This is a genomic window from Luteitalea sp. (genome assembly GCF_022842525.1).
Classification (GTDB): Bacteria; Acidobacteriota; Vicinamibacteria; order Vicinamibacterales; family Vicinamibacteraceae; genus Luteitalea.
In genome coordinates this window covers 19,153-31,910 of the sequence record NZ_JALHPM010000068.1, presented here as the reverse complement: position 1 = coordinate 31,910, position 12,758 = coordinate 19,153, and the positions used below count along the sequence as shown (strand labels likewise).

The window sequence follows — 12,758 nt, the reverse complement described above, 5'->3', positions numbered from 1 at the left end:
GGCCCTGGCTGCGGTACTACAACCAGGGACGGCCGCACGCCAGCCTGAACTATCACCCACCCATCACTCGACTGCGGTGCGCCGCGTGATGAACAACGTGCTTGTACTCAACAGCTAGCCGCGCGCCACGCCCACCAATGAGGCGCATACTTGCAGGCATGCCGTGACGCTCCGACACGACGCCTTCAAGGAGTTCGTCCTCATGAAGTGCCTTGCCCTCACGATCCTCGTTGCCTCCAGCCTCGCTCTTGCCGCGTGCGAGCGGCAGACCACCGGCAGCGACGCAGGAACGCCTGTGGGGCCGCCGGCAACGACGACCGCCACTCCCGCTCCCGAGCCGCTGCTGGTCACCGCGCGCCAGTTGTTCACGGTGATTCCAGACACCCCGCCGGAGCTTCCCGGCAACGCGGCCACTCCCGAGAAGGTGGCGCTCGGGAAGATGCTCTATTTCGACCCGCGGCTGGCGGCCAGCCACGCGATCAGTTGCAGTTCCTGCCACAACCTGGGCCTGGGTGGCACCGACAACGAAGAGACGTCGATCGGCCACCGCTGGCAGCGTGGCACGCGCAACGCGCCGACCGTCCTGAACGCGGTCTTCAACACCGCGCAGTTCTGGGACGGCCGCGCCGCCGACCTCGAGGCCCAGGCCGGCGGCCCGATGGTCAATCCCGTCGAGATGGCCTCACCGGAGGTGCACGTGCCCGAGCAGTTGCGCGGCATCCCCGGGTATCGCGACGCCTTCGCGCGCGCCTTCCCTGGTGAGGCCGATGCGGTCACGCTCGCCAACGCGCAGAAGGCCCTCGCCGTCTTCGAGGCAAGTCTGCTGACCCCGAACGCGCCATTCGACCGCTACCTGAAGGGCGACGCGTCCGCGTTGTCGGCGCACGAGAAGACCGGTCTGTCGACGTTCATCGACAAGGGCTGCATCAGGTGCCACAACGGCATCAACATCGGCGGCGGCATGTACGCGAAGTTCGGCGTCTTCGCCTCGCCAGGCGCGGCGCTCCTGCCGCCGGGCGACAAGGGCCGCTTCACGGTGACGAAGGTCGACAGCGATGCGTACAGCTTCAAGGTGCCGACCTTGCGCAACATCACGCTGACGGCGCCCTACTTCCACACCGGCACCGTGTGGGATTTGCGTCAGGCCGTGGCCGTGATGGGTGATGCGCAACTGGGCAGCACGCTGACCGATGCCGAGATCGACGCCCTCACGGCGTTCATGGGAAGCCTGACGGGCACGCAGCCTGTCGTCACGCTGCCCATCCTGCCGCCGAGCGTAGCCACGACGCCACGACCGGCCCCGTGAACGTGATCAGCCGTCTCCGCGGCCGTCTGCCAGCACCGCGGCAGCGAGGAGCGCCGCCAGGACCGTGAAGAGGGGCGCCGACAGGTCCGGACCACGACCGGGAATCCCGGTCTGCGCCACTTCGAGCAGGAAGGTCGCGAGGATCGCGCCAGCGGGCCAGCGTCGACGAGCATGCGTGTGCCCGTCGGCGTCGGCCCATCGCGCGGCGACGACGGCGGCCAGCCCGAACCAGCCGAACAGCAGCGCGTAGTCGATGGCGCCGAGCAGTCCGCCGAGACCGACACGCGGGAACCAGCTGAAGGTGTGGACGGCGGCGCCGGGTACAGGCCGCAACTCGTACGCGGCCACGGTGAAGGCCGCGCCGAGCAGCAGCGCGGACGCCCAGCGACGCGTGTGGCAGGCCTCTCTGCTCACGAGCAACGACGAGGCGATGCCCACCCCGGCGACGGTCATGCCGGCGAGTTCCTCGAACGACAGCGGCGCATTCGCGTCGAGCAGGAGCTGCAGGGCCAGTGAGACGCCTGCCGTGAGCACGAACGCGGCGAGACTCGGCATCCGGCCACGGGCGAGCAGGCGACAGGCGCAGCCCACGGCTCCCCAGGCCCCCGCATGTCGCAGCAGCCGCCACGCATCCAGCGGTGCGCCGTCTGCCCAGTGCCGCAGGAACGACAGATTCGAGCGCACCGTGCCGACGTCCACGGCAAACACCCACGGCATGGTCTGCGACACGACCCAGCCGAGCGCCACCGCCGCGGTCAGCAGGCGCAGCCGCACATCCGGTGTGCTGACAGACGACGGCGGTCGTGGACCGAGAAGGGTTGGCGCCGCGCGCAGCGCCAGGCCGGCCCCCACGCCCAGGGCACCGCCGGTGACATTGGCGATGAGGTCGTAGAGGGACGACACGCGGGCGGCCTGGCAGGCCTGTACCAGTTCCATGCCCAGCGAGAGCAGGCCAATGGCGACGGTCGCGCCGACCACGGTGGCCAGCACGCGCACCAGTGGCGGGCGGCCAGACGGCCCCACCCACGCGCGCGTCGCCGCGAGCACGAGCAGCAGGCCGAGGGGCACGTAGGCCACCACGTTGGCCAGCATGTCGGAGCGAGAGATCCGCGCCCCGACCTCGAGCACGGCCCCGGTACACATCCACGCACCGCCCTGCGCCAGCGACTGGTACACGATGAAGGCGGTATAGAGCAGCAGCGCGAACAGGCTCGTGCGGCGCGCGGACGAAGGGACGGGCATGGTCGTGACTGGTGACGGCTGACGGTCTGGCCGATATGCTGCAGGACACCATGGCAGGCCGCGCCCCGTCCGGCAAGCCGGCATCACCTCCGACAATGGGACGTTCCACTCGCCAGAGGGTGATGCGAGGCCTGGCGGTCGCCGCGCTCGGTGCCTCGCTCGGGGTCGCCACGGCCTCGGCGCAACCCGGCCCAGCCACCAGCCAGCCGGCGCCGGCGCCGTCCTTTCTGGTCGAGCCTCGTGGCTATGGGCTGCGGCCGGAGGCCGAGCCGCCCCGATATGTGCGTCCCGCCCGGCGCACCGGCTTGCCCGGCATCGAGGACGTGGACTGGCTGGACCTCGGCGTGGAGTTCCGGACGCGTGTCGAGCATCACGACAACGACTATCGCCGTCGCGAGCCGGCCGTGGACGATCTGCTGCTGTTGCGGACGCGCCTGTACGTGGGGATACGCCAAGGCCTCGATCCGTTCCGGTTCGTCGTCGAGCTGACCGACTCGAGACGCCTCGGCGGCCAGTTCGCGCCGGACGACCGCGACGTGAACCTGACCGAACCCATCCAGGCCTATGCGGAACTGCACTTCGCCAACGGCGCCGGCAAGAGCCGACCCGTCAGCGTCAAGGTGGGGCGGCACGCCTTCGAGACACTCGATCGGCGCCTCATCGCTCGCAACGAGTGGCGCAACACGACCAACACCTTCGACGGCGTGCGCGCCACCGTCGGCAGGTCGACAGGCGCGTGGCAGGTCGACCTGCTCGCGCTCAAGCCGGTGCGACGACTCCTCTCGGGCCTGGACCAGCCGGACCGCGCCCAGTGGCTGACCGGGGCCATCGTCGATGCGCGGCGCTGGTCGCGCGTGGCGACGATGCAGCCGTACTACCTGCGGCTGACCCAGGACGGCGCCCGGGCGTCGACGGGCGTGTCTCGAGACATCCACACCATGGGGCTCCGCGCCTACGGCGTCGTCGGACGCACCGGCCTCGACTGGGACGTCGATCTCGCCGCACAGCGCGGTGACGACGGGCCGCGATCGCATCGCGCCACCGCCGCGGTCGTCGAGGGTGGCTATTCGACAGCGCAGGCGTGGCGCCCTCGACTGAGCGTCAACCACACGTACGCGAGCGGCGACCGCAACCCGTTCGATCAGGCGAGCGAGCGCTTCGAGCGGCTGTTCGGCTTCGCGCGCCCCTTCTCGGCCAGCGACTACCTCCAGTGGGAGAACCTGCGGGCCTCCAAGCTGCGGATCGAGCTGACGCCGTCGGCGGTGCTGCGCGTCGACGCCGGGCTCAGCGGGTACTGGCTCGCGAGCGCCACCGACCGCTGGAACGTCGCCGGGTTGCGCGACCTCAGTGGCCAGAGCGGGACCTTCATGGGCCACGAGTTCGACGTGCGGGTGCGATTTCCCATCGGGTCCCGGCTGGGTGTGAATCTCGGCTACGCGCGCTTCAAGCCGGGGGACTTCACCTCGGCGACCAGCGGGCGGACCAACGCCTCGCACATCCCGTACGCGGAAGTGACGCTGCACCCGTTCCGCTGACGGCAGAGCTGCCCGCGACCCGGCGGGCCGGGGCCGTCCGTGCCCTGTCCGCGACGAGGCAGGCGGTCTTCGCATACCGTAGTCAGCGTGGTCCTCGACACGCTTCGCCCAACGCGCCACGGCCTGCTGGGGCTCCTGACCGCCGCCTCGATCCTGGTGCCGCACGTCGCGACCGGGCAGGTCGTCCTCGACCTGGTCACGGTGAAGGCCGCGACGCCGGACTCGGCCACCGCCGAGCGGGCCGCGCGCGTCGCGGTCTCCGGCGATGGCCGGTACGTCGCGTTCTGCTCGGCCGCGTTGCCCGCCGATCTCGTGCCCGGGACTACTGGTGGCAGTGCCACCAGCAACGTCTACGTCCGCGACATCGTCGCTGGCACCACCGAGATCCTGACCCGATCGGCGGCCGACCCGAGCATCACGAGCAACGGGACCTGCAGGGCCGACGTGCAGATCACGCCGGACGGTCGCTACGTGGCGTTCAGGAGCACGGCCACCAACCTGCTGAGCGATGCGTGGTCGTATGTCGGCGACAGCCCTTCGGGTTGGGTCTTCGACCGGCAGACACGTGCGCTGACGCTGGTGGACGTCGCCGTGCCGCCGTTCTTCGCCGCCGGGGTGCGGGAGATGGTGATGAGCGAGAACGGCCGGTACGTCGCCTTCTCGAGCGCGGGCGCTGGCACGCTCAGGCAACTGGTGCCGGACTTCATCGACGACAACGGCCCGATGGTCGACCTGTACGTCCGCGACCTGCAGGCCGGCACGACGCGCCTCGTGAGCCGCCAGAGCACGGATACGAGACGGGGCTCGCCGGCGGGCGTCGAGACGACGACCAGCGAGTATCCCGGCGTCCTCAGTGCCGACGGCACGCGGTTGCTGTTCAGCGCCTCGTTCGCGCAGCTGATTCCCAACGGCAGCACCGCGCGCAACCTCTACCTGTATCGTTGGGCCACCGACGACATCGTGCTGGTGTCTGCCGCCACCGGCCAGTCCATCGTCGCACCGGGCGTCACGGTGAATGTGGCGGACGCGTCGACCGACGCCAGTTTCTCCATGACGGCTGACGGCGCGTTCGCGGCGTTCACGGCGAGCGCCACGCAGGTCGAGTTGGCGGCGGAGGCGACGAGCGGGCGAAGGAACGTGTTCGTTCGCGACCTGACCACCGCAACCGCGCCGACCACGCTGGTCAGTCGCACGACGTCGGGCCTCGGTGGCAACGGCGACTCGACCGGCCCGATCATCAGCCGTGATGGCAGTGTCGTGGTGTTCGAGAGCCTCGCCACGGATCTGGTCGACACGGTCAGCGACACCGCCTCGTTCGTCGACATCTTCGCCAGGCCGGTGTCTGGCGCGACGCGCGCCGGGGCGATCTCCTTGCTGACGCGCGACTCCGAGGTGCCGGCGGGTGGCAACCAGAGCGCCGCGCTCGAGGGGGTCAGCGCCGATGGCCGCTACGTCGCGTGGCGGTCGGCCGCGACCAACTTCGTCAATCCCGCCGTCGTGATGGACGCCAATGGCGCCGAGGACGTCTTCGTGCGCGACCGCATCGCCCTGACCACCAGCGTCAAGAGCATCGTGCCCGCCGGGGTCACCGCGACAGCCAACGCGGCCAGCGGGTCGTCGACGCTGCTGCCGGGTGGAGGGGCGGCGTTCTTCAGCGAGGCCACGAACCTCCTGGTGACCCCGCCGACGGTCGGTCTCAACATCTTCGCGCCCGCGCTCGGCGTGGCCGACGTGGCGGTCTCGATCGCCGACGCGCCCGATCCGGCGCTGGTCGGCCAGCCGGTCGTCTACACCCTCGCCATCACGAACGCCGGTCCTGCGGCGGCCACCAACACGGTACTCAGCGTGCCGGTGCCCGATGGCGCCCTGGTCGTCTCGGCCCAGGGCGGCGTCACGCCCGTCGCCGGAGTCCTGCGCTTCCCGCTCGGCACGGTGGGCGTCGGCGCCAGCGCCTCCCGCACCGTGTCGGTGACCTACGGCGACCCACGCGAAGCCACGCTCCAGGCCTCGGTCTCGGCGGCGCCGACCGATCCCGTGCCCGCGAACAACGCCGCGTCGGCGAGCACGTCCATCAGGGACACGCTGGCACCGCCCGTGTCGATTGCCGGTGTCGTGCGTGCCGGCGGCATCGGGCTGGCTGGCGTGACCGTGACGGTGGCCGGCAGCGCCTTCGCCAGCGTGACGACCGCCAGCAATGGCAGCTACCTGCTCGCCAATCTGCCCGGGGACGGCACCTTCCAGGTGACACCATCGGCGACGGGCTACACGTTCGCGCCGAGCACCGTGTCGTTCGCGAACCTGACGTCCGATCAAGTGGCGGACTTCACGGCCACGTGCGCGCCGGCGATCTCGGGCGTCATCCGCGATGGACTCGACGGTGCGGTGGCCGGCGTCACGGTCACGCTGACGGGCGCGGCCAACGCGACGGCCGTGACGGACGGCGACGGCAGATACACGTTCACCGCTGTCGCCCCCGGACAGTCGTACACGGTGACGCCGAGCCTGCCGGGGTTCGCCTTCGAGCCCGCGTCGGTGACGGGCACCACCGCCGCGTGCGGAACGACGCCGCTCACGATCGTCGTGACGTCGGGCACCTTCACGCGCTACTTCGCCGAGGGCGCCACCAGCGGCTTCTTCGACACGCGCATCGCGCTGCTCAACGCGAGTGGCACGCCCACCACCGCCCGGCTGACGTTCCAGACGTCCAGCGGCACCGACATCGTGCAGGACGTGCCGCTCGACGGCCTGCAGCGCGCCACCATCGACCCCAAGAGCATCCCGGGGCTGGAGGTCGCCGAGTTCTCGACCGTCGTGTCGTCGGACCAGCCGCTCATCGCCGACCGGACGATGCGCTGGGATGCGTCCGGATATGGCAGCCACGCCGAGACCAGCCTCGCCGAGCCGAGAACCACGTGGTACCTCGCGGAGGGCGCCACGACGGGCAACTTCCAGCTCTTCTACCTGATGCAGAACCCGGGTGACACGGCCGCCGCGGTGGAGGTGACCTACCTGCTGCCGGCGCCGGCGCAACCCTTCACGAAGCTCTATTCGGTGCCGGCACGGACGCGACAGAACATCTGGGTCAACGTCGAGGATCCGCGATTGGCGCGCGCCGAGGTCTCTGCCGTCTTCGTATCGTCGCTGCCGGTGATCGTCGAGCGGGCGATGTACAGCAACACGCCGGGGCAGTTGTTCGCGGCCGGCCACGAGGCGGCGGCCGTCCCGGGCCCTGCCCTGCAGTGGTTCTTCGCCGAGGGCGCCACCGGACCGTACTTCGACCTGTTCTACCTGATCGCGAATCCAGGCACGACGCCAGCGATCATCGATGGGCGCTACCTGCTGCCGGACGGCCGGGTGCTGACCAAGCAGTACGCCGTGGCGCCGCAGAGCCGCTTCAACGTCTGGGCTGACGTCGAGACGTTCCCGGGCCGCACCGGGTTGCCGCTCGCGAACACGGCCGTGTCGGCCACGTTCACCGCGGCCAACGGCGTCGGCTTCGTCGCCGAGCGCGCGATGTGGTGGCCGGGCGAGGCCTCGCAGTGGGTGGAGGGGCACGACTCGGCCGGGGCGCTGCGGTCGGGCACCCGGTGGGCCGTCGCCGATGGCGAAGTCGGCGGGCCGTCAGGCGTCGAGACGTATCTGCTGATCGCGAACACCTCGAATGCCGACGGCACGGTGCGGGTGACGATCGTCTACGAGGACGGCAGCACCAGCGTGCTGACGCGCGCCCTGACGGCCAACTCGCGCGCCAACATCGCCGTCGCCGTGGACGTCCCCGCGGCAGCGAACCGCCGCTTCGGCGCCGTGATCGAGAGCCTCGGCGCCAACCCCGCGCAGATCGTCGTCGAGCGCGCCATGTACAGCAATGCCGGTGGCGTCACGTGGGCCGCGGGCTCCAACAACCTCGGCACGCGCCTGCGGTAGCGGGCATTCCCCGAAGGTCGTCGGCTGTGGCAGACTCCCGCCATGTCACAGCCCGTCCATGCCCTGAACTGGTTCGAGATCCCGGTGACCGACTTCGCTCGCGCGAAGACCTTCTACGAAGCCGTGCTCGGATTGACGATCCACACCCTCGAGATGGGCCCCATGACGATGGGGATGCTGTCGGCTGACCAGAACGCGGTCGGAGGGGCAATCGTGCACGGTGGGGGCGTCACGCCCTCGACGGAGGGCACGACGGTGTACCTGAACGGCGGCGACGACCTCGCGCCCATGCTGTCGCGTGTCGAGCAGGCGGGCGGCTCGATCGCCGTGCCGAAGACCGAGATCGGCAACGACTTCGGCTTCTTCGCGCTCTTCATCGACACCGAGGGCAACAAGGTCGGACTGCACTCGATGGCGTAGGCGCGCGCGAGCGGCCAGGCGCTCCCCATCTAGCGCGCGGCGGCAAGCTCGCGGACGATCTCGGCGTGCACCCGGACGAACTGCAGGAACGCCGCTTCGAGGATGCGCTCCTGGTCGCCGTGTGCCCCGAAGCCCTTCGCGGCGTCCTCGCGATCGATCATCGGGCCGATGCCGTAGCACTGCACGCCGCGCGCCCGCACCTGCGCGGCATCGGTCGCGCCGGACATCATCGTCGGTAGCGTGGCGACGCCGTACACACGACGATGCGCCGCCTCGATGACGGCGAAGGCCTCGGTCCCGAGCCCTGACGGTGGCGCAGCCGGGCGGCCGTTGCCCGTGGCCGCGGGGAGCAGCTCGATGGCCGGGTCGTCGACGAGGGCCCGCAAGCGATCGAGAAACGCCGGCATGTCCTCGTCCGGCAGGGCCCTGATGTCGAGGATCACCTCGGCCTCCGACGGGATCACGTTGCGGAGATAGCCGCCCGTGATCACGTTGGGCGAGATCGACGTCCGCAGCAGCGCATGGAACAGCGGCGCCTTCGCCGCGAAATGATTCTGCACCGCCTCGACGTCGCGGCCCTCGACGATGGCGCGGTAGCGCGCCGCGTCCTCTGGGGGCGAGAGGCGCGCCAGGCCATCGAAGTAGGCGCGTGTCGTCTCGTTGAGTCGCATCGGCGTCCGCCAGGCCGCAATCCTGGCGATGGCCTGCGACAGGTGCACGATCGGGTTGCTCTGCAGCGGCACCGACCCGTGTCCGGCAACGCCACGGGCCACCATCCGGATGGTGTGGGGGATCTTCTCGGTGGCCGTCACACTGGCGAAGCGGACCTGGCCGCCCTCACGCACCACGCTCCCCCCCTCGGCCAGGCAGTACTCGGCGTCGATCTCCGGCCAGTGTTCGGCCACCATGTGATTGATGCCGAACGGGCCATTGCCCTCCTCGCTCGCCTCGGCCAGGAAGATCACGTCGCGATCGAGGGCCACGCCGCTGCGCTTCAGGTGCAGCATCGTCATGAGCCCGGCCGCGACGCTCGGCTTGTCGTCCAGCGAGCCCCGGCCATAGATGTAGCCGCCGGCGCGCGTGGCAGAGAACGGCGGGTGCGTCCACTTGGTCTCGTCCACCGTCACCACGTCGGTGTGCCCCATGAGCAGCAGCGGTCGCTTCGAACCGTTGCCCCTGAGCCGGGCCACGAGGTTCGGGCGGTTGGGGTCGCGCGCGAAGACCTTCACCTCGATGCCTGCCGGCTCCAGCACGCCCTTGAGGTAGTCGACGACCTGCACCTCGTTGCCCGGCGGATTCCGCGTGTCGAGGCGAAGGATGGCGAGGAAGTGGCGCAGCGCTTCCGCCTCCCACGCGTCGGCGTCGGAAGACGGGGGCTGGTCACCTCGGCCCGACGACGCGGTCGCCAGGCACAGCACGAGGATGAGGAACACACGCCAGTTGGGCATCACGGCTCGCAGTCTAGCGCGTCGGTGTCTGCCCACTGACGTACCATGCCGGCACCCGCATGAGTCCACCGACACGACTCGTCTCGCTCGACGCCTATCGCGGCCTGATCATGCTGACGCTGCTCTGCGGCGGCATCTTCCACTCGCTCGACGGACACCCGTGGCTCGGCTGGCTGGCCCGTCAGAACGAACACGTCGCCTGGGAAGGCACGGTCTACTGGGATCTGATCCAGCCGGCCTTCATGTTCATGGTCGGGGTGGCGATGCCCTTCGCCTTCGCGGCCCGCGCGGCCCGTGGCGAGGCCTGGCCGGCGCAGGCCGTCCACGCGGTGCGCCGGGCCGTCATGCTCGTCGTCATCGGAGTGCTGCTGGATCACATCGGCGCCGACCGGGTGCAGATCGGGTTCATCCGCGTGCTGCAGCAGATCGCCTTCGGCTATCTGGTGGCGTTTGCCGTGCTCGACCGCGCGCGCTCGACCCAGGCCATCGTCGCAGCCGCCATCCTCGTCGGCTACCAGCTGCTGTGGATGACCAACCCGTGGAACGGCCCCGACGGGCCCTGGGCCCAGGGCTACGAGAACATCGGCGGCGCCTTCGATCGCTGGTTGCTGGGCCGCAACTACAGCGGCCACTACGTCGGCATGAATGCGATCCCGGCCAGCGTCACGATCATCGCCGGCGTCATGGCCGGGCAGTACGTCCGCGTCTTGCGACCGGCGCACCGCACGAGCGCGACCCTGGCCGTCGCGGGCCTGCTCGGCATCGGCCTGGGGCTGACGCTGGGCGCCTGGTTCCCGATCATCAAGCGCATCTGGACGCCGAGCTTCACCGTCTACTCGGCCGGTTGGACGACCCTCATGCTCGCCGCGAGCTTCTGGCTCATCGAGGCCCGCGGCTGGCGACGCTGGACGTTTCCGCTCGTGGTGGTCGGCGCGAACTCGATGGCCGCGTACATCCTCGGCAACGCGTTCGCCGGCTGGTTCCGCAGTGCGACGCGCGCCTGGCTGACCCTGCTCGAGCCGACGCTCGGCGGCGTCTGGCTGCCGGTGCTGCAGCACGCGCTGTTCGCGCTGGCGGCGTGGGCCGTGCTGCTGTGGTGCTACAACCGTCGTCTCTTCCTGAAGGTCTAGCGGCGGCCCGGCGCGTCCGCCGGCAGGTGTTGCTGGAGCCACGACACGACGGCGGTCGACATGGCCCGAATCGCGTCCGTGAACCGGTGATCCACCCCACGCAGGATGACGAGGTCGGGACGACCACCGGCGGCGGCCCGTGCGTCCAGCGCATCCTGCAGCGGGACGAGTTCGTCGGCATCGCCATGCACGAGCAGCCAGGGCGCGCGTACGGCGGCGGCCTGCGCCGTCAGTGACCCGAGATGCGCGGCGTCGGCCTCGAGGGCCGGATTCCACGGGCACCCCGGCTTGTCGAGCATCAGACCGCCGTACGGAAGGTGGCCGAAGGTACGCTGCATGAACGCATCGACGTGGAACATCCCGGCCAGCGAGACGAGCGCCTCGATGCGCGCGTCGGTCGAGGCGCGCAGGCAACCGACCGCGCCGCCCATGCTGTGGCCGGCGTAGGCCAGACGCTGCACGCCCCAGGCCTGGAGCGCGTCGAGGACGCTGCCGAGATCGGCCGCTTCCTTGGTCGGTGTGACGTCGTCGAAGCGTCCCTCCGAGAGGCCATTGCCGGCAAACGAGACGAGCAACGACGGCAGTCCGGCGAAGGCCAGCGCCGCCGCCAGTTCGGTCTGCCAGGGACGGTCCCAATGCGAGGTCACGCCGTGACCGATGACGACGACGGCCGGTGGTGGCGAGCCGGCCGACTCGCCGATTGGGTACCACCCGTAGTCGAGGCGCTCGCCTGCGCCGTTGCGAACATCCAAGGGGAGTGACTGCACGTCAGAAACGGCCGAGGCCCGTCCAGATGCCGGGCTCTTCGCCCGTGAAGTCGCGCCAGGTCACCGAGGGGGTCGGTCCGCAATGACCAGCCAGGACGTCGATCAGGTAGACGTTGCGGGACCCCTCGTCCGGACCGGGGCCGTAGTTGTACGCGATTTCGTCACCGGCCGCGATGACTGGCTGGCCGCCGTTGTCTCCCGCTCCGCGTGTCGGCTTGGTGTTGTACCCCCAGCGCGTGTCCTGCTTGCGCAGTTCGTCGACGATGTAGTCGAGCCAGGGGTTGTTGCGGTACTTGACGCGGGGGTCACCCGGGCAGGACTGGCCGATCAGTTCAGGCCGGGCGGCCGAGAGTTGCTCCACGAGGGTGCGCACGTTCGGCAGCGGCAGGCGCGCTCCACCGACGGGGTCAGGCGCGCGCCGCGGCAGCCGGACCATCACGCCGGCCGATCCACGCACCGCGGCGAAGGCCGCCGTGATGTTCGCGGCGCCATCAGCCACCGCCGTGACGGTCCCGTTGGCCGCCACGGTCGCGACCGCGGCGTTCTCGGACGTCCACGTGGCGGTGCTGGTGCGATCCTCGGTGGCGCCCGTGGACAAGGTCACCGTGGCCGTGAACTGCGCGGTGCCCCCCGGCGTGGTGATCTCGGTTGGCCCGGTCACGCGCACGCTGGAGATGGTCGGCGTCGACGTCGTCGGCGTCGGTGAGGGCGAGGTGACCGTCACGGTACGCGTGGTGGTCTCGCCCGAGCAACCCGCTGCCGCCAGTCCCATGCCAAGAGCCAGGGCCAGGGCCCCGACCGCCACGCGCGGCTGGTCCCACGTGCCGCTCTGCCTGCGTTCCGTCGTCATCCGCATTCCCGGAGGGTGGTCACGTCCGTCGTGACCGGGGAATTATAGGAATAAACATCCCGAGAGTCGAATTAGTCCAGAGAAAGTCTCTCGAGGATCTGCCGTCGCGTGACCGCCCACCGCGTGCGCGTTCCAC

General features: G+C 70.2%; 9 protein-coding genes. 5 read left to right on the top strand and 4 right to left on the bottom strand.

Features of this window, described 5'->3' with window-relative positions:
* The first annotated feature begins 163 nt into the window (after positions 1–163).
* Entirely contained in the window at positions 164–1,306 is a 1,143-nt protein-coding gene (locus tag Q0C41_RS14870) for a cytochrome-c peroxidase (protein WP_291984695.1), read from the top strand.
* Between the two features lie 6 nt (positions 1,307–1,312).
* On the opposite strand, the gene Q0C41_RS14865 is transcribed toward Q0C41_RS14870, so the two are convergent.
* The gene (locus Q0C41_RS14865) at positions 1,313–2,548 is read right to left on the bottom strand and encodes a VanZ family protein (RefSeq protein WP_291984693.1); all 1,236 of its coding nucleotides are present in this window, start codon (positions 2,546–2,548) and stop codon (positions 1,313–1,315) included.
* 122 nt (positions 2,549–2,670) lie between these two features.
* Here Q0C41_RS14865 and Q0C41_RS14860 point away from each other — a divergent pair, with 122 nt between their 5' ends.
* From Q0C41_RS14860 to Q0C41_RS14850, 3 genes are all read left to right on the top strand, one after another.
* Complete coding sequence (locus Q0C41_RS14860) at positions 2,671–4,083, top strand: alginate export family protein (RefSeq protein ID WP_291984692.1); 1,413 nt, start codon at positions 2,671–2,673, stop codon at positions 4,081–4,083.
* 87 nt (positions 4,084–4,170) lie between these two features.
* Entirely contained in the window at positions 4,171–8,007 is a 3,837-nt protein-coding gene (locus Q0C41_RS14855; protein ID WP_291984690.1) for a carboxypeptidase regulatory-like domain-containing protein, read from the top strand.
* A gap of 42 nt (positions 8,008–8,049) precedes the next feature.
* A complete protein-coding gene (locus Q0C41_RS14850; protein ID WP_291984688.1) occupies positions 8,050–8,427 on the top strand; it encodes a VOC family protein in 378 nt (125 codons plus the stop codon).
* A gap of 29 nt (positions 8,428–8,456) precedes the next feature.
* On the opposite strand, the gene Q0C41_RS14845 is transcribed toward Q0C41_RS14850, so the two are convergent.
* Positions 8,457–9,875, bottom strand: coding sequence for a M20/M25/M40 family metallo-hydrolase (locus Q0C41_RS14845; RefSeq protein ID WP_291984686.1), 1,419 nt, complete (start codon positions 9,873–9,875; stop codon positions 8,457–8,459).
* 59 nt (positions 9,876–9,934) lie between these two features.
* Between Q0C41_RS14845 and Q0C41_RS14840 the strand changes: the two genes are divergently transcribed.
* On the top strand, positions 9,935–11,005 hold the full coding sequence (locus tag Q0C41_RS14840; protein ID WP_291984684.1) for a DUF5009 domain-containing protein: 1,071 nt from the start codon (positions 9,935–9,937) through the stop codon (positions 11,003–11,005).
* Here the strand turns inward: Q0C41_RS14840 and Q0C41_RS14835 are convergent.
* A complete protein-coding gene (locus tag Q0C41_RS14835) occupies positions 11,002–11,757 on the bottom strand; it encodes an alpha/beta fold hydrolase (RefSeq protein WP_291984682.1) in 756 nt (251 codons plus the stop codon). The genes Q0C41_RS14840 and Q0C41_RS14835 overlap by 4 nt on opposite strands.
* A 16-nt stretch (positions 11,758–11,773) precedes the next feature.
* Positions 11,774–12,622: an Ig-like domain-containing protein gene (locus tag Q0C41_RS14830; RefSeq protein WP_291984680.1), complete on the bottom strand. Its 849-nt coding sequence runs from the start codon at positions 12,620–12,622 to the stop codon at positions 11,774–11,776.
* Positions 12,623–12,758 lie beyond the last annotated feature (136 nt).

Bases quoted from the DNA above. Each gene is read 5' to 3' on its own strand.
- Q0C41_RS14860 (WP_291984692.1), top strand. From the start codon at position 2,671: ATGCGAGGCCTGGCGGTCGCCGCGCTCGGTGCCTCGCTCGGGGTCGCC.
- Q0C41_RS14865 (WP_291984693.1), bottom strand. From the start codon at position 2,548: ATGCCCGTCCCTTCGTCCGCGCGCCGCACGAGCCTGTTCGCGCTGCTG.
- Q0C41_RS14850 (WP_291984688.1), top strand. From the start codon at position 8,050: ATGTCACAGCCCGTCCATGCCCTGAACTGGTTCGAGATCCCGGTGACC.
- Q0C41_RS14840 (WP_291984684.1), top strand. From the start codon at position 9,935: ATGAGTCCACCGACACGACTCGTCTCGCTCGACGCCTATCGCGGCCTG.
- Q0C41_RS14845 (WP_291984686.1), bottom strand. From the start codon at position 9,875: ATGCCCAACTGGCGTGTGTTCCTCATCCTCGTGCTGTGCCTGGCGACC.
- Q0C41_RS14830 (WP_291984680.1), bottom strand. From the start codon at position 12,622: ATGACGACGGAACGCAGGCAGAGCGGCACGTGGGACCAGCCGCGCGTG.